Origin of the sequence: Plantactinospora sp. ZYX-F-223 (assembly GCF_039649625.1) — a bacterium.
In the GTDB taxonomy this organism is placed as follows: Bacteria; Actinomycetota; Actinomycetes; order Mycobacteriales; family Micromonosporaceae; genus Plantactinospora.
Window position 1 is genome coordinate 151998 of record NZ_JBDJAV010000015.1, and the last position, 16155, is coordinate 168152.

A 16155-nucleotide genomic window follows, 5' to 3' on the forward strand; every position below is an offset into this window, starting at 1 on the left:
GGTGGGACGTGGCCGGGTCACCGCTGACCGCCGCCGGGCGGTGTGGTTTTCGCAGGCTAACCCGACCGGCTCGGGACCCCTCCCCGACCACCAGATCAACACTCATCACGCCGTCCCGACCCACAGCACCATCGTTCCATGGTGGATGGGCAGAGCGCTCCGGCCGCTCACCGCTGGATTTCCCACGGCTGTCTGTCGTGTGCGGACGGTCGGGAGCGACGGCCTGCCCCTGGTCCTGCCTATCGGAGCACCCGCAGGGCTTCCCGGAACTCGGCCGTGGCCCGCTCGTGCGGATAGCGACGGTGCAGTTCGGCGTCCACCTCACCGGCGACCAGCAGCAACGACGGCAGTGAGCGGCGGTCACCCGCAAAAGCGGCCAACCCGTTGCTCGCCGCCCGCTCCAGGTCGCCGGACCGGGCCGCCGTGGCTGCCACCGTCAGCCGGGCTTCAGCGGTACGCATCGGAGACCGCTCGGTGCCGTCGGGTGCGACGCCCTCCCGGATGACCTCCTCGGCGTAGTGCTCGGCAAGGGCGTCCTCCTCGGCGAACCGGTAGGCGTCCATCGCGTAGAACAGCCATTTCCCGGGATCGACCTCGAAGTGGTTGTCGGGCCGGTCCGGCGCGGGCAGCGCGTCGAGCAGCCGTCGGCCACGGTCCAGTGCCGCACGGACGCCACGCACGTCACCGAGCCGACCGAGAGCCTTCGCCTCCTGCGCGATGAGTTGCACCACCACCGGCCCCGATCCGGCTACCTCCTGGCCGGCCCGGGCGGCGGCGATCACCGCCGGATGGCGGGACTGGGTAAGGGCGAACCAGGCAGCCATTTCCCACGCCCACCCGGCGAGTTCCGCGTGCCCGGCCTCCTCGGCGAGTTGCCGCGCCGCAGTCCGGGTCGCCTCGGCGCCGGCCCGCATCCCGAGGTCGTACTCGACGCAACCGACCAGCAGGGCGAGCCAGCCGGCGCAGACCAGCAGTTCGCGATGCTGCCGTAGTCCGACCGGTTGGTGCAGCAGCCGAGCCACCTCCCGTAGCCAGCCTTGTCCCTCGGCCCGCAGTTGGCGGGCGTCGCGCCAGCCGTACTCGCAGCACAGCTCGGTGACGGTGGCCTGCAAGGTCTCGACAGTGGCCGGGGCGCCATCGCCGGACTGCATTCGGCGGAGGAGTTCGGCGGTCTCCCACGGCCGAGCGTCCAGCGTTGCGGTCACATCGAGGTGGGCGCACGCGATCAACTCACCCCGGGCGTGGAGGGCCTCGTCGATCCGCCGGGCCAGATCCTCAGTGGGCTTGCGGCGGCCGTTCTCGATGCGGGACAGGTGGCCCTTGTCCAGGGGCAACCGCTGGGCGAGGGCACCCAGTGACAGCCCACGAGCTTCGCGAAGCGTACGCATCTGTGGTCCGAAAGACAGCATCCGTCCCGCCCGCCTTCCTCACGGTGTCCGTTGCCGCCCGGCGGTGGCAACGCGCAACCCGTCGACCGCCCGAGGGTATCGCCGCAGAGTGAAGTAGGCGACCACGCAGGGTGAGCGAAATTCTCGCCCTGCGTCGAGAGGGGTTAGTCGATGCGACGGGTCTCGTACGACGCGTACGTCTTCGCGGTCGCGGCCACGCTCGCCCGCCTGCACCGCCCGGTCTGGTCCTGGCGGAGATGGCGGCGGATCTGCCGCTGCGGCGCCGACCTGCCCTGCCGGGTACGCCACCGGATCCCGATCAACCGGGGCCACTGGCCGGGGGAGGAACAGCGGTGAACGAACGGGGATCCGCGGTTGCCGGGCGACCCGGTGCCGCTTGCCCTCTACCTGGCCGCGCACTTCGTCCGCGCCGCCCGGGATCTCGCCGGGCTTCCCGTCGGCTCGTTACACCGGCGGTTCCTCGGCAGGCTGCGCTGACGGCCCGGACTGCCGGGCCAGCGGGGCGAGGCCGGCGAGGATGAGAAGGGCGCCGAGCGGCAACAGGTCGAGGTTGACGGCGATCTGTACGAAGCCGAGGAACACCAGGACCGGGCTCCACGGCGGGAGCCGACGTGGCCGGAGTACGACGAGTTGCACCAGCAGCGTGAGTACGCCGAACTGGAACAGCAGCGGGCCCACGGCGTAGAGCGGGTCGGGCAGCGGAGCCTGCTCCCTGATCGGCTCGGACAGGTCGCCGAGGATCACCCAGAGGAAGGCGGCGACGCCGAACAGACCTGCCACCGTCGCGGTGCCGGCTGCGACCAGCCGGCCCCTGGTGGTCGCCGGCACCATCTGGCGCAGGCCGACGACCATGACGCCGAAGAGCAGGAAGGCGACGAAGAACATCGTGTGCCCGATGTCCCAGGCCAGCCCGGGACCGTGCTCACCGTCGACGCCGTCGACCAGCCGGAGAAGTCCGTAGAGCAGCAGCAGGACCGGTGCGGCAACGGCGGAGATCCGCAGCCACGGCATCGATTCCACCTGGTTGCGGGGCGCGTGGACCGAGGTCATACCAGCATCCTCGCCACCGGACCGCCCGGCGCCATCCGGGCATCTCCCAGAGCCGCCCCCGGCATATCCCCTACTGGTGCGGTCCGGAGCGGATCAGTGAACCTTTTTCAACCTCCCCTTGCGGTCCGGCGGACCGCAAGGTCGGACGCGGTGCGTGAGCGCCGCGCGGTCCAGGTTGAAAAAGGTTCAGTCAGGCAGCACCAGATGGGTCATGGTGGCCTGGCTGCCCTCCCGGACCGGTGCGGTCCGGCCGTCGGGGCGGAATCCGTGGCGCTCGTAGAGGCGCCGCGCATCGGGATTGCCGTCGGCGACCCACAGGTCGACCCGTAGCGCCCGCTCACCGGCCCAGCCGAGCACGTGGTCGAGGACCTGCCGTCCGATGCCCTGTCCGCGCCGGTCCGGCGCCGTCCACATCGCGACCACCATCAGCCGGCCCGGCTCGTGGAGCCAGCCGGCGCCGATCCCGACGACCTCGTCCCCGGCGTACGCGAGCACGGACGGCCCGCTCGTGCCGTCGAGCCGGGACCGCCAGGTCTGCTCGGTGAACGCCGCCTCGCGCTCGTACGTCGAGCCGAAGGCGTCCGGGTCCTGCCGCAGGGAACGCAGCCGGATTTCCCGCCACGACTCCCAGTCGTCGGGTCCGACTACCACGGTCCGCACGTCACCCACCCGAGACTCCTCCTCGACACGTGGAGCAGGTCCACCAGGTCATCATCGCCAGCGGGTCAACCCGATTCCGGTCACCGGCCGCCGACCGATCGTGGCCGGGCTCAGGGCGCGGGCACCGGGTCGTTGTTGAGTTGGGCGGTCACGATCGCCACCAGCCGGTTCCGCGCCTCCAGGAGTTGCCGGGACAGCTCGTCGAGGGCGCGGGGGTCGACGAGCTGGCGTACGTAGGTCTTGTCGTCGAGCAGCTCCCAGCGCTGCACGGACTCGTCCGGCGCCTCGCTGACCCACATCGCGGAGACGACCGCGTGCCGCTTGGCGAGCAGCTTCGCGGCGATCTCGACCACCGGCAGGTACGCCTGCCGGTACTCCGGGGTGGCGAACTCGACCGAGCCCCGGGCGGCGCGTACCGGCTCGCCGGGTCTGGCCAGTACCTCGAACGCGTTGCCGCCCGCCTGGTCGGCGCCGATCCAGGCCAGGATCAGCTCCAGGTCGCCGGCCGCGATCGTGATCCGGCCGATCGCGGCCACCACCTCGTCGGGCAACCTCGCCATGTCGGGCTCTCCGTCCTCCGACGTCCGCTTTCCGGTATCCGGCTTTCCGGCTTCCGCTTCCGGTCCATCCCGATGACAAATCTCGGAGCATCATGATCAGAAAGACTGTGGCCGATCCTAACCAAGCACCGACCGCCCGCCGAGCCCGCCCGTTGGCGTAATCTGCAATACCTGCGTCATTGACGCCACATCCCCGCCGCGAGCAGCATGAATGCATGCAGCGACGGGTGGTGGCGGTGATCTTCGAGGGCTTCCAGGGCCTCGACCTGACCGGCCCGGCCGACGTGTTCGCACTGGCGAGTCTGATCCTCGGCGAGAGCCGCGGCTACCGGCTGGAGGTCGCGGCGGTGCATCCCGGCCCGGTCACGGCGGGCAACGGGGTCGCGACGCTGGCACCACTGGCACTGGACCAGGTCACCGGGCCGATCGACACGCTGCTGGTGGTCGGTGGGCTCGCCGCCCCGGCGCACGTCGCCGACCGGCAACTGGTCGCCGGGATCTCCCGGCTTGCCGGCATCGCCGACCGGGTCGCCTCGGTCTGCAACGGCGCGCTCCTGCTCGGCGAGGCAGGGCTGCTCGACGGCCGTCGCGCCACCACACACTGGCTGAGCGCCCAGGATCTGGGCGACCGCTATCCGGCGGTCGAGGTGGACGCCGACCGCATCTACATCCGGGACGGGCACGTCTGGACCTCGGCCGGAGTGACCGCCGGCATCGACCTCGCGCTCGCGCTGGTGGCCACGGACCACGGCCACGAGCTCGCCCGGCACGTGGCCCGGGGCCTGGTCGTCTACCTGCACCGGCCGGGCGGACAGAGCCAGTTCAGTACGGCGATGCGGACGCCTGTGCCCCGCAGTGAACCGCTGCGCGAACTCCAGACCTTCATCGACGCCAACCCGGCCGAGGACCTGAGCGTGCCGGCGCTGGCCCGGCGGGCCGGGATGAGCGAGCGGCACTTCTCACGGCTCTTCACCGAGCAGACCGGCGTCTCCCCCGGCCGGTACGTCGAACGCAGCCGGGCGGACGCCGCCCGCCGGCTGCTGGAACACACCGGCCATCCGCTGGACCGGGTGGCCCGGGAGTCCGGTCTCGGCGCCGCCGAAACCCTGTACCGCGTCTTCCGCCGGCACTGGCGGGTCGCACCCGGCGACTACCGCCGCCGGTTCCGCGCGAAACAGAGCTGACCGCCCGCCCCATCGAAACTGCCCCAGCACCTCCGGCAGCCGCCGGCACCCGCCGGCACCGGAGCCGATCCCGCGCGCCCCGACACCTGCCGGACGCCCCGTCCCGAGCAGCCGATCCATCGCGCCCCGACACCTGCCGGACGACACGGTTCCGAGCAGCCGATCCATCCCGTTCCGACAAGGAGGAACCGAGCATGCACGTCGCCATTCCGCTCTATCCCCGGTACACCGCCCTCGACGTCGTGGGGCCGTACACGGTGCTGGCCTTCGCCCCCGGCGTCACGGTGACCATGGTCGCCGCCGAACCAGGTCCGGTCGTCGACGATCGGGGCACGATGGCGATCACCGCCACCGCGAGCTTCGCCGAGCTGTCCCGCCCGGACGTGATCGTCGTACCGGGCGGGGCCGGCACCCGCGCGGCGCTCGCCGACGCGGCGCTGGTCGGCTGGATCGCCCTCGCGCACCAGTACACCCGGTGGACCACCTCGGTCTGCGCCGGCTCGTTCCTGCTCGGCGCGGCCGGGTTGCTGGCCGGGCGGCGGGCGACCAGCCACTGGGGCTGGGTCGACGGGCTGCGGGCCTTCGACGCCGAGCCGGTCCGGGAGCGGGTGGTCCGGGACGACCGGATCGTCACCTCGGCCGGCGTCTCGGCCGGCGTCGACATGGCCCTGACCCTGCTGGCCGAGGCGACCGACGTGCCGACCGCGCACGCCGTCCAGCTCGCCATCGAGTACGAGCCGGACCCGCCGTTCGACGCCGGCTCCCCGGTGAACGCCCCGGCCCCGCTCCGCGAGGCGGCCCTGGCGTTGATCAACTAGCCGGAGCGTCCGGGGAGGCGGGGATCACTCGCGTCCAGCAGATTCTCAGCACCCTGAGTAATCTTGGTCGGGCCCCTCGGAACCCCTCCTCCCCGGATCGGAAACGGTGTCCCTCGACCACTCCCGTGTAGTCCGTGACGTGACCACCCGGCTGCCCACGGCGTCCACCGCCGTCGAGGCTGGCCAGGTGACGGTGGCCACGCTGGGCAAACACACCCCGGGACGGGTCGCCGTGCTGCTCTGGGTCCGCGACCGGCTCCGCTGTGTCGCCGCGACCGGATCATGGCAGGTCTTCGCCTCGGTACCGGCCGGGGCCGGGACGGTCGGCCGGGTGTACGCCTCCGGCAAGACCGAAACCGTGCCGGAGGTGACGAACGAGCCCGACTACGTACCGCTGCGCCCCGACGTACGGGCCGAGATCTGCGCCCCGATCCTCGACCGGACGGGGCAGCCGATCGGGGTACTGGACCTGGAGTGGCCGACCGCCGACGTCGACCTGGACGCCTGGCGGCACACCGTCGAGCGGGTCGCCGCGCTGCTCGGCACCAGGATCGGGCAGCTCGGCGGCCCTCCGGCCGAGACCCGGAGCGAGAAGCTGCTCCGGCACGCCTCCGCGCTGACCTCCGCCGCCACCGAGGCCGACCTGATGACCGCCGCCGTCTCCGCGGCCCGGGACGTCTCCGGGCTCACCTCGGCGGTCTTCGTGCTGGATGGGCCGGCCGGACCACGGGTGGCGACGCCGAGCCTGGTACCCGACGCTCTCGAATCGCGGGTGCACGCCGCGCTGGCCGGCGCCGGCCGACCGGTCGTGGAACGGCTCCGGGCGCACGCGCACGCCTACGGCGCCTCCTACACCCTCGGCGAGGGGCACCACCCGACCACGCCGGACCAGGACGTACTGATCGCCGCCGGGGTACGCACCCTGATCTCGGTGCCGCTCGGCCCGACCGAGTTCTGCGGGGTGCTGCTGGTCGGCGACACCCGTACGCTGCGCCCCGATCCGACCACCGTCAACCTGATCGAGCTGCTCGCCGCCCAGTCGTGGATCTGCCTCGAACGGCTGCGCGGGCTGGCCCGGTTACGGGAGCGGGCCAGTTCCGACCCGCTGACCGGGCTGCGTCACCAGGGGTCGTTCGGCGAGCGGATCGCCGAGTCGCACCCGGGCCGGACGGCGCTGCTCGCGGTCGACGTCGACGACTTCAAGACCGTCAACGACACCTACGGCCACCAGGCCGGCGACAAGGTGCTGGTCGATCTCGCCCGGGCCCTCCAGGGCGCGCTGCGGCACGGCGACGAGCTGTACCGGATCGGCGGCGACGAGTTCGTGGCCGTGGTGGAGGTGCTCCGCCCGGAGGAGGCGGTCGGGATCGCCCAGCGACTGGTGGAGGCGGCCCGGCGTACCGGCCGGACGGTCAGCATCGGCGTGGCCGTGCAGCAGGACGGCGAGTCACCCGACCTGACCCTGCGCCGCGCCGACGAGGCCCTCTACGGCGTCAAGCGGGAGGGCCGCGACGGCGTCCGCCTGGCGGCCGCCTGACCCGCTCCTCCCGAGAAGATCGCGCAACGTCAGGGAACCCAGGATCGCGCTGCTTCAGGGAAACAGTGGCCTCCACGTCGGGCCGCGAAGGCACTCCTTCCGGGAAGCAGCGCGATCATGCCCCTCAGCGGGCGGCGGAGAACTCGGCGGCGAGCAGCTCGGCGATCTGGGCGGTGTTGAGGGCGGCGCCCTTACGCAGGTTGTCGCCCGTCACGAAGAGGTCGAGCGCGCGGGGGTCGTCGATCGAGCGGCGGATCCGGCCCACCCAGGACGGGTCGGTGCCGACCGCGTCGATCGGCATCGGGAACTCGCCCGCCGCCGGGTCGTCGACCAGGATCACTCCGGGGGCGTTGCGCAGCGCCTCCCGGGCACCCTCCGCATCCACCTCCGTCCCGAAGACCGCGTGTACGGCCACCGAGTGCCCGGTCACCACCGGCACCCGTACGCAGGTGGCGGAGACCTTCAGGTCGGGCAGGCCGAGGATCTTGCGCGACTCGTTGCGCAGTTTCAGCTCCTCGGACGACCAGCCGCCGTCCCGCAGCGACCCGGCCCACGGCACCACGTTGAGCGCCATCGGGGCCGGGAACGGGCCCAGGTCGTCGCCGACCGCCTGGCGCACGTTGCCCGGCCGCGAGCCGAGCCCCCGATCACCGGCGATCTTGGAGAGCTGGTCGTGCAGAGTGTCCACCCCGACCTGCCCCGTCCCGGAGACCGCCTGGTAGGACGAGAGCACCAGCTCACGCAGCCCGTACTCGCGGTGCAGCGGCGCGACCGCGATGATCATCGTCAGGGTGGTGCAGTTGGCGTTCGCGATGATGCCCTTGGGGCGGTTGCGTACCTGCTCCGGGTTGATCTCCGGCACCACCAGCGGCACGTCCCTGTCGCCCCGGAACGCGGCGGAGTTGTCCACCGCCACCGCACCCCGGGAGACCGCGACCGGCGCCCACTGCGCGGAGATTTCGTCCGGTACGTCGAACATCGCCACGTCCACGCCGTCGAACGCCTCGGCGGTCAGCGCCTGTACGGTCAGCTCCTCGCCCCGGCACATCCGCGTCTGCCCGGCCGAGCGCGCGGAGGCGATCAGCCGGATCTCACCCCAGACGTTCTTGCGGGAAGAGAGCAGGTCGCACATGACCGTGCCGACCGCGCCGGTCGCCCCGACCACCGCGAGTGTGGGGAGCGTCGCCATCGCGGACTACCTCCCGGTCCCGGCGTAGACCACCGCTTCCTCGCTGCCACCCAGGTCGAAGGCCTCGTGCACGGCCCGGACCGCGACGTCGAGGTCGGTGTCCCGGCAGACCACCGAGACCCGGATCTCGGACGTGGAGATCATTTCGATGTTCACCCCGGCCTCGCCGAGCGCGGCGAAGAAGCTGGCGGCCACACCCGGGTGCGAGCGCATGCCGGCGCCGATCAGCGACACCTTGCCGACGTGGTCGTCGTAGAGCAGGCCCTTGAACTTGACCTGTTCCTGCACCTTGCTCAGCGCCGCCATCGCGGTCGGACCGTCGGTCTTGGGCAGGGTGAAGGAGATGTCGGTCCGGCCGGTGCCCTCGGTCGAGACGTTCTGCACGATCATGTCGAGGTTGATCTCGGCCGCCGCGACGGTCTCGAAGATCCGGGCCGCCGCGCCCGGCTCGTCCGGTACGCCGACCGCGGTGATCTTCGCCTCGCTCCGGTCGTGGGCGACCCCGGTGATAAGTGCTTGCTCCACGGGTAGGTCCTCCGTCGATCCGGTCACCATCGTGCCGGTGTTGGTCGAGTATGACGAACGTACCCGGATCGGCAACCCGGCCCTCCGGGCGTACTCCACGCTCCGTAGGTGCAGCACCTTCGCACCGCACGCGGCCAGTTCGAGCATCTCCTCGTAGGTGATGGTCCTGATGTGCCGGGCGTTGGGCACGATCCGCGGGTCGGCGGTGAAGACCCCGTCGACGTCCGTGTAGATCTCGCAGACGTCCGCGCCGAGCGCCGCCGCCAGGGCCACCGCGGTGGTGTCCGACCCGCCCCGGCCCAGCGTGGTGATGTCCTTGGTGTCCTGGGAGACGCCCTGGAAGCCGGCGACGATCGCCACCGCGCCCTCGTTGAGCGCCGCCCGCAGCCGGCCGGGCGTCACGTCGATGATCCGGGCCCGGCCGTGCACCGAGGTGGTCAGCACACCCGCCTGGGACCCGGTGTAGGAGCGCGCCTCGTAGCCGAGGTTGTGGATCGCCATCGCCACCAGCGCCATCGAGATGCGCTCGCCGGCGGTGAGCAGCATGTCCAGCTCCCGGCCGGGTGGCAGCGGGCTGACCTGGTTGGCGAGGTCGAGCAGCTCGTCGGTGGTGTCGCCCATCGCGCTGACCACGACCACCACGTCGTCGCCGGCCTTGCGGGCCGCGACGATCCGCTCGGCCACCCGCTTGATCCGCTCGGCGTCGGCGACGGACGATCCGCCGTACTTCTGCACGACCAGTGCCACGACGGTGCACTCCTTCCCCTGGGCCGGGCGAGGTGCACGGCCCTGAGCGTGCCGACGCCGCCGGGTCGAGGCCGGCGGCGCCGTGTGAGACCAACTCAGGGTACCGGCCGGCGCCGCCGCCCCGACCAGGCGTTCCCACCATCCGACCGGCCGGCGACACGCGAGGGTAGCTGGACTGACCACCCGTTCCGGGGGTATACCCCGAGAATGGCGAGGTGCATCCCGGCGTAGCCCCCCTGCTCGGCGCACTCCTGGTGACCGGGACGGCGCTGCTGGCCGGCTGCGGCAGCCAGGCACCGGCGCCGGCCGCGACCACCCCCGCCCCGGCGGCGAGCCAGCCGACCGAGGCCCGGGACCAGCTCGCGGCGCTCGCCGCCGCCGCTCAGGACCGCCAACTGACGGCCGTCTACACGTTCACCGCACCCGGTCAGCCGGACCGGTCGATCTCGGTGGTCCGGGCGGCGGACCGCTCCTGGCGGGTGGACATCCCGGGTGGCGCGCTCGGCGGCAGCGCCGACGTCTCGCTGACCCAGAACGGCGCCGGACTGTTCCAGTGCGCGCTCCCCTCGGTCGGGCAGCCGGAGGCGGGCTGCGTACGGGTGGCCGGGCCCGGGCAGCCGCTCGATCCCGGCATCGACCCCCGGATGCGGCACCCGTTCACCGACTGGCCGGAGGTGCTCACCGACCGGCAGGCCCCGCTCGCGGTCTCCGCCGCCACCCTGCCGGGCGCCCAGGGCAGCTGTTTCGCGGTCGAGTCGACCTCGGCGTCGGTCAGCCCGCCGCTGGATCCGGGCATCTACTGCTACGCCCCAGACGGCACCCTGACGGCGGCCCGGTTGCCCGCCGGCACCCTGACCCTGGCCGGTACGCCGACCGCCGCCCCGGCCACCGTCGCGTTGCCCGGCCCACTGGTCGACCGGGAGCCGCTGCGGATCGCCGGACCGCCACCCGGCGATCCGACCGACGACAACAGCACGCCCGAGCACGACGGCTCGTCCAGCGACGACGGCTCGTCCGGTACCGGTGGTTGATCTCTATTCACGTTATGGGTGCACCCGGTCACGTCAGGTGACCCCGGTGCCGGGACAGAGTGCCCGATACGGCACACTCGGCACCATGGCCCAGCTCTCCCCGATACTGGCGACCCGGTGGAGCCCGCACGCCTTCGACCCGGTCGCCGACCTCACCGACGCCGAGGTGGCGTCCCTGCTGGAGGCGGCCCGCTGGGCACCCTCCGCCGACAACACCCAGCCCTGGCGCTTCCTGGTGGGCCGCCGGGACGACGAGGCGTTCAAGCGGATCCTGACCAACCTCTCCACCGGCAACCAGCGGTGGGCCGGGCGGGCCTCGGTGCTGCTGCTCGGCGCGCACACCACCACCGGCCCGACCGGCGGGCCGCTGCCGCACGCCGCCTACGACCTCGGCCAAGCGGTGGCGCATCTCACGGTCCAGGCCACCGCGCTGCGCCTCTACGTACGGCAGATCTCCGGATTCGACGCCGCCGGGCTCCGCGCCGACCTGGAACTCTCCGCCGAGGTACGCCCGCACGTGGTGGTCGCGGTGGGCCGGCTCGGCGACCCGTACTCGCTGCCCGAGGACCTGCGGGCCCGGGAGATCGGCCTGCGCCAGCGCCGCCCGCTGGCCGAGTTGATGCTGCGCTGACCCCGGCCGACGCCCACCCGGCGCACCCCTCGCCACCTGGGCGGTTCTCAGATTGCGGACTACGCTTACCCGATCGCTCGTCGAGCACTTAAGGTGACTTTGTCATGTGGCAGGCCCTGCTCCTTCGCCGCCGCGACGAGGCTTCCCAGGCCGGCACCTCGTCGCGGGGTTGAAGCGCGCCGTCCTGCATCCGGCCGAACCTCGTTGCGGCCAGTCTCTCGGGGATCCGACACCCGGATCCGGCACGAAGATCTGACACCTCGATCTGACACTCGGCGCTCACGCCACATGACCACGGGAGCTTTCTGCCATGGCACAACCTGCCGGCACCACCACCGACGGTGATCCGATAGCCCGGCAGCGGCCCAGCCGCATGCCGTTCCAGCGTTACCAGCCCTACCACCAGCAGTTCGCGATCGACCTGCCCGACCGGCAGTGGCCGACCCGGCGCATCGAGGCGGCGCCCCGGTGGTGCGCGGTCGACCTACGCGACGGCAACCAGGCCCTGATCGACCCGATGTCGCCGGAGCGCAAGCGGCGGATGTTCCAGCTCCTGGTGCAGATGGGCTACAAGGAGATCGAGGTCGGCTTCCCGTCGGCCAGCCAGACCGACTTCGACTTCGTCCGGCAGTTGATCGAGCAGGACCTGATCCCGGAGGACGTCACGATCCAGGTGCTGACCCAGTGCCGGGAGCACCTGATCGACCGCACCTTCGAGGCGATCCGGGGTGCGAAGCGGGCGATCGTGCACTTCTACAACTCGACCTCGACGCTCCAGCGCCGGGTGGTCTTCGGCCTGGACAAGGCCGGGATCACCGACATCGCTACCTCCGGCGCCCGGCTCTGCCAGAAATACCACGAGATCCACGCCCCGGACACCGACGTCTTCTACGAGTACTCGCCGGAGTCCTACACCGGGACGGAGCTGGACTACGCCCTGGAGGTCTGCGCCGCGGTGATCGAGGTGATCGACCCGACCCCGGACCGGCCGCTGATCATCAACCTGCCGGCGACCGTCGAGATGGCCACCCCGAACGTCTACGCAGACTCGATCGAGTGGATGCACCGGCACCTGCCCCGGCGGGACAGCGTGATCCTCTCCCTGCACCCGCACAACGACCGGGGCACCGGGGTCGCCGCCGCCGAGCTGGGCCTGCTGGCCGGGGCCGACCGGGTCGAGGGCTGCCTGTTCGGCAACGGCGAGCGCACCGGCAACGTCGACCTGGTCACGCTGGGGCTGAACCTCTTCTCCCAGGGCGTCGACCCGGAGATCGACTTCTCCAACATCGACGAGGTCAAGCGCGCGGTCGAATACTGCAACCAGCTTCCGGTGCACGAGCGGCACCCGTACGCGGGTGACCTGGTCTACACCGCCTTCTCCGGCTCGCACCAGGACGCGATCAACAAGGGCTTCGACGCGCTGGCCGCCGACGCGCAGGCGGCCGGGGTGCCGATCGACCAGTTCGGCTGGGCGGTGCCCTACCTGCCGATCGACCCGAAGGACCTGGGCCGGACCTACGAGGCGGTGATCCGGGTCAACTCGCAGTCCGGCAAGGGCGGCGTGGCGTACGTCATGAAGACGGAGCACCACCTGGACCTGCCCCGGCGGTTGCAGATCGAGTTCTCCGGCGTGGTGCAGCGGGTCACCGACGACGACGGTGGCGAGGTGGAGCCGGAGCGGATGTGGCGGCTCTTCGCCGAGGAGTACCTCGTCGATCGGCAGCGGGAGCCGGTCGTGCAGGTGGAGAGCTACACCATCGGCACCGTCGACGGCAAGGTCGAGATCGAGGTGGACGCCCGGTTCGGCGCCGGCCGCCGGGCACTCTCGGCGACCGGTAACGGCCCGATCGACGCGTACGTCAACGCGTTGCAGGCGCTCGACGTCCGGGTACGGGTCCTCGACTACCACGAGCACGCGATGTCCTCGGGCGGCGACGCCCAGGCGGCCGCGTACGTGGAGTGCGAGGTCGACGGCCGTACGGTCTGGGGTGTCGGTCTCGACGCCAACATCGTGACGGCCTCGGTCCAGGCGGTGACCAGCGCGGTCAACCGCGCCCTGCGCTGAGCCGGACGGTCTGCCCAACCGCGCACCGCGCTGAGTTCTGTCCTGCCCGCAACGGCCGCCTCGGGCAGGTCGGACCGGTCATCCCGGCCGACCCGCCCGATCCGGCACGCCGCCGCCGACGTGCCCGTCCCATCCCTCCCGGGCACGCCTGTCGGCACCGCTACGAGCGGCGCTGTCCCGTCGCCGACCGGTCCGCATCCCGGTCCGGTTCGTGCTGGTGGGTCGGGGGCGGCGGCAGGGACGGGCAGGGGCGGGACTTCTTCGGCTCCCGCTCCGGCCGGTGCACCAGTACGGCGGCGAGCAGCGCGCCCAGCAGCATCAGCCCGGCGGACCAGAGCACCGCCTGCCGGTACGCCGGGGTGAGCTGGCCGGAGCGCGCGTACCCGCCGCCGGAGAGGCCGACCACCAGCGGCAGCGCCGAGACGGCGAGCAGCCCGCCGACCCGGGACGCCGCGTTGTTGAAGCCGCTCGCCGCGCCGGCCAGCCGGTCCGGGGTGGCGGCCAGTACGGAGGCGGTCAGCGGGGCCACCACCAGGGTCATGCCGAGCCCGAAGAGGGTGATCCCGGGCAGGATGGCGGTCCAGTACGAGTCGCCCCGGTTCACCCCGTGCAGCAGGAACAGCCCGGCGGCGGCGACCAGCGGGCCGACGGTGAGCTGTGGGCGTGGCCCGATCCGGGAGGCGAGCGCGCCGGAGCGGGCCGAGCCGACCAGCAGCAGGATGGTCATCGGCAGGGTGGCCAGGCCGGTCTCCAGCGCGGAGTAGCCGACGACATTCTGGAGATAGACGGCGAAGAAGAAGGTGAGTCCGGTCAGCGCGGCGTAGACCAGCACGGTGTAGACGTTGAGCACCCCGAAGAGCCGGCTGGCGAAGAGCGTCGGCGGCAACATCGCCCGCTCGCCCCGACGCCGTTCGAGCAGCACGAACGCGACGGCGGTGGCCACCCCGAGGACGGCGGCACCGATCACCGGCCCCGAGCCGGGTCCGAGCTGCTGGGCCTCGATCAGCGCGTACGTGACGCCGGCCAGGCCGAGCGCGCCGAGCAGCGAGCCGGCCACGTCGAACCGGGCTGCCGCCGCGCCGTCGGCCCGGCTCTCCGGGGTCCAGCGCAGCGCCGCGATGATCACGATCACCGCGAGCGGCACGTTGAGGAAGAAGATCGCCCGCCAGGAGAGCGCGTCGATCAGCCAGCCGCCGAGGAATGGGCCGAGCGCCGTCGACACGCCGGCCAGGCCGGACCAGGCGCCGATCACCCGGCCCCGCTCGTCCGGGTGGAAGCTGGCCTGGAGCAGGGCGAGCGAGCCGGGGGTCAGCAGCGCACCACCGAGCCCCTGGAGGAAACGGGCGACGATCAGCCACTCGATGCTCAGCGCCGCGCCGCAGAGGATGGAGGCGGCGGTGAAGGCCAGCACGCCGGCGAGGAAGACTCTCCGCCGCCCGACCCGGTCGCCGAGCGCCCCGCCGAGCAGTACGAAGGCGGCCAGGGTCAGCAGATAGCCGTTGAGCGTCCACTGTAGGCCGGCGGTGCTGGCGTGCAGCTCGGCGCCGAGGTGTGGCAGGGCCACGTTGACCACGGTGGCGTCCAGGAAGACCATGCCGGAGGCGACGACGGCGGCGAGCAGGGTGCCCCGGCCGGCCGTACTGGACATCCGCAACGGTGCTGACGAATCACTCACGGTGTCAATCTGCCCTGCCTGTGTCGTAAGATGCCGCGAAACGCCGGAACCTGCACCGGTTGCCTGTGCACCGGTCTACACCTCGCAAGCTGGAAACGTGCCGTTCATCCGTACCAGATCACTAGCGCGGTCGGGAACAGCGGCCGTGCTCGCCGGCCTGCTCGCGGCCGGCGCCGCCGCCTGCGCCCCGGTCGAGAGCCCGGCGCCGGAGCCCACCGGTTCGGCCGACCCCCAGGCCCAGCTCGACCAGCTCACCGTGGCCGGGGCGGGCTCGATGCGGGGCTACAGCCGGGAACGTTTCCCGCACTGGCGCAACGCCGGCAAGAACTGTGACGTCCGGGACACCGTGCTCCAGCGGGACGGCACCGGCATCAAGCTCTCCGGCTGCAACGTGGTCGGGGGCCGCTGGTCGAGCCGGTACGACAAGCGGACCCTCACCGATCCCTCGGACGTGGACATCGACCACATGGTGCCGCTGGCCAACGCCTGGCGTTCGGGTGCCGACGAGTGGGACGACGACAAGCGGAGCGACTTCGCCAACGACCTGGACCGGCCACAGTTGGTGGCGGTCTCGGCGAGCTCCAACCGGGCCAAGGGCGACCAGGACCCGTCCCAGTGGAAGCCGTCGAACCGGGACGACTGGTGCCAGTACGCGGAGGACTGGATCGCGGTCAAGCACTACTGGCGGCTCTCGGTGACCTCCGGCGAGAAGGCCGCGCTCGACGACATGCTGGGGAGCTGCTGATGGGCGAGACGGGAACCGCCGCGCAGAGCACCGACATCACCGCCGGCCCGGGTGGGGTGATGACCGACGAGGTCGGGGTGATCACCGGGGAGCTGACGCTCCGCACCGAGCTGGACGGGAAGGACGCCGTGCTGCGGGTGCAGTACAAGGACGCCGCCGAGTGGTACGCCGTCACCGGTGGGCGGGCGACGCTGGCCGACCCGGCCGACCTGGTCGCGGTACACACCGTCGCGGTCGGCCTGCTCAACCGCCCCGAGGGCTGAGCTTCTCGGCATCCACCGCGAGACCTGCTCCGCCTTCGCATGCTCGATTGACAAAATCTTGTTTTA

16 protein-coding genes are annotated in these 16155 nt (G+C 71.9%); 9 read left to right on the top strand and 7 right to left on the bottom strand.

The features are described from left to right. Window positions 1–239 precede the first annotated feature (239 nt). Window positions 240–1388, bottom strand: coding sequence for a helix-turn-helix transcriptional regulator (locus tag AAH979_RS17355; protein WP_346259133.1), 1149 nt, complete (start codon window positions 1386–1388; stop codon window positions 240–242). Between the two features lie 171 nt (window positions 1389–1559). On the opposite strand from AAH979_RS17355, the gene AAH979_RS17360 reads away from it, so the two are divergent. Further along, window positions 1560–1745 (top strand): hypothetical protein, encoded by a 186-nt coding sequence (locus AAH979_RS17360; protein ID WP_346259134.1) that lies wholly within the window; start codon window positions 1560–1562, stop codon window positions 1743–1745. 108 nt (window positions 1746–1853) lie between these two features. On the opposite strand, the gene AAH979_RS17365 is transcribed toward AAH979_RS17360, so the two are convergent. The 3 genes from AAH979_RS17365 to AAH979_RS17375 form a co-directional block, all read right to left on the bottom strand. Beyond that, a complete protein-coding gene (locus AAH979_RS17365) occupies window positions 1854–2459 on the bottom strand; it encodes a hypothetical protein (protein ID WP_346259135.1) in 606 nt (201 codons plus the stop codon). 186 nt (window positions 2460–2645) lie between these two features. Next, entirely contained in the window at window positions 2646–3128 is a 483-nt protein-coding gene (locus AAH979_RS17370; protein WP_346259136.1) for a GNAT family N-acetyltransferase, read from the bottom strand. A 101-nt stretch (window positions 3129–3229) separates the two neighbouring features. Next, window positions 3230–3679 (bottom strand): hypothetical protein, encoded by a 450-nt coding sequence (locus tag AAH979_RS17375; protein WP_346259137.1) that lies wholly within the window; start codon window positions 3677–3679, stop codon window positions 3230–3232. 215 nt (window positions 3680–3894) lie between these two features. On the opposite strand from AAH979_RS17375, the gene AAH979_RS17380 reads away from it, so the two are divergent. The 3 genes from AAH979_RS17380 to AAH979_RS17390 all read left to right on the top strand — a co-directional run bounded on the left by AAH979_RS17380 (window position 3895) and on the right by AAH979_RS17390 (window position 7218). After that, complete coding sequence (locus tag AAH979_RS17380; RefSeq protein ID WP_346259138.1) at window positions 3895–4863, top strand: DJ-1/PfpI family protein; 969 nt, start codon at window positions 3895–3897, stop codon at window positions 4861–4863. A 194-nt stretch (window positions 4864–5057) separates the two neighbouring features. Further along, entirely contained in the window at window positions 5058–5681 is a 624-nt protein-coding gene (locus AAH979_RS17385) for a DJ-1/PfpI family protein (RefSeq protein WP_346259139.1), read from the top strand. 106 nt (window positions 5682–5787) lie between these two features. Beyond that, entirely contained in the window at window positions 5788–7218 is a 1431-nt protein-coding gene (locus AAH979_RS17390; RefSeq protein ID WP_346259140.1) for a diguanylate cyclase, read from the top strand. A gap of 124 nt (window positions 7219–7342) precedes the next feature. On the opposite strand, the gene AAH979_RS17395 is transcribed toward AAH979_RS17390, so the two are convergent. Further along, window positions 7343–8407, bottom strand: coding sequence for an aspartate-semialdehyde dehydrogenase (locus AAH979_RS17395; RefSeq protein WP_346259141.1), 1065 nt, complete (start codon window positions 8405–8407; stop codon window positions 7343–7345). A 6-nt stretch (window positions 8408–8413) separates the two neighbouring features. Next, complete coding sequence (locus AAH979_RS17400) at window positions 8414–9679, bottom strand: aspartate kinase (RefSeq protein ID WP_318396887.1); 1266 nt, start codon at window positions 9677–9679, stop codon at window positions 8414–8416. Window positions 9680–9894: 215 nt separating this feature from the next. On the opposite strand from AAH979_RS17400, the gene AAH979_RS17405 reads away from it, so the two are divergent. The 3 genes from AAH979_RS17405 to leuA all read left to right on the top strand — a co-directional run bounded on the left by AAH979_RS17405 (window position 9895) and on the right by leuA (window position 13406). Continuing rightward, entirely contained in the window at window positions 9895–10710 is an 816-nt protein-coding gene (locus AAH979_RS17405) for a hypothetical protein (protein ID WP_346259142.1), read from the top strand. Window positions 10711–10795: 85 nt separating this feature from the next. Continuing rightward, the gene (locus AAH979_RS17410) at window positions 10796–11341 is read left to right on the top strand and encodes a nitroreductase family protein (RefSeq protein ID WP_346259174.1); all 546 of its coding nucleotides are present in this window, start codon (window positions 10796–10798) and stop codon (window positions 11339–11341) included. A gap of 310 nt (window positions 11342–11651) precedes the next feature. Next, on the top strand, window positions 11652–13406 hold the full coding sequence (gene leuA / locus AAH979_RS17415) for a 2-isopropylmalate synthase (RefSeq protein WP_346259143.1): 1755 nt from the start codon (window positions 11652–11654) through the stop codon (window positions 13404–13406). Between the two features lie 160 nt (window positions 13407–13566). Here the strand turns inward: leuA and AAH979_RS17420 are convergent, their stop codons facing one another. Further along, a complete protein-coding gene (locus AAH979_RS17420; protein ID WP_346259175.1) occupies window positions 13567–15054 on the bottom strand; it encodes a DHA2 family efflux MFS transporter permease subunit in 1488 nt (495 codons plus the stop codon). Between the two features lie 133 nt (window positions 15055–15187). Between AAH979_RS17420 and AAH979_RS17425 the strand changes: the two genes are divergently transcribed. After that, complete coding sequence (locus tag AAH979_RS17425) at window positions 15188–15826, top strand: HNH endonuclease family protein (protein WP_346259176.1); 639 nt, start codon at window positions 15188–15190, stop codon at window positions 15824–15826. Further along, a complete protein-coding gene (locus tag AAH979_RS17430) occupies window positions 15721–16089 on the top strand; it encodes a hypothetical protein (protein ID WP_346259177.1) in 369 nt (122 codons plus the stop codon). Before AAH979_RS17425 ends, AAH979_RS17430 begins: the two co-directional genes overlap by 106 nt. The last annotated feature ends 66 nt before the right edge of the window (window positions 16090–16155 follow it).

What these genes read in the sequence shown, in the direction of transcription:
- AAH979_RS17355 (WP_346259133.1), bottom strand. Translation starts at nt 1,388, where the DNA reads ATGCGTACGCTTCGCGAAGCTCGTGGGCTGTCACTGGGTGCCCTCGCC.
- AAH979_RS17360 (WP_346259134.1), top strand. Translation starts at nt 1,560, where the DNA reads ATGCGACGGGTCTCGTACGACGCGTACGTCTTCGCGGTCGCGGCCACG.
- AAH979_RS17365 (WP_346259135.1), bottom strand. Translation starts at nt 2,459, where the DNA reads ATGACCTCGGTCCACGCGCCCCGCAACCAGGTGGAATCGATGCCGTGG.
- AAH979_RS17375 (WP_346259137.1), bottom strand. Translation starts at nt 3,679, where the DNA reads ATGGCGAGGTTGCCCGACGAGGTGGTGGCCGCGATCGGCCGGATCACG.
- AAH979_RS17380 (WP_346259138.1), top strand. Translation starts at nt 3,895, where the DNA reads ATGCAGCGACGGGTGGTGGCGGTGATCTTCGAGGGCTTCCAGGGCCTC.
- AAH979_RS17385 (WP_346259139.1), top strand. Translation starts at nt 5,058, where the DNA reads ATGCACGTCGCCATTCCGCTCTATCCCCGGTACACCGCCCTCGACGTC.
- AAH979_RS17395 (WP_346259141.1), bottom strand. Translation starts at nt 8,407, where the DNA reads ATGGCGACGCTCCCCACACTCGCGGTGGTCGGGGCGACCGGCGCGGTC.
- AAH979_RS17410 (WP_346259174.1), top strand. Translation starts at nt 10,796, where the DNA reads ATGGCCCAGCTCTCCCCGATACTGGCGACCCGGTGGAGCCCGCACGCC.
- leuA (WP_346259143.1), top strand. Translation starts at nt 11,652, where the DNA reads ATGGCACAACCTGCCGGCACCACCACCGACGGTGATCCGATAGCCCGG.
- AAH979_RS17420 (WP_346259175.1), bottom strand. Translation starts at nt 15,054, where the DNA reads ATGTCCAGTACGGCCGGCCGGGGCACCCTGCTCGCCGCCGTCGTCGCC.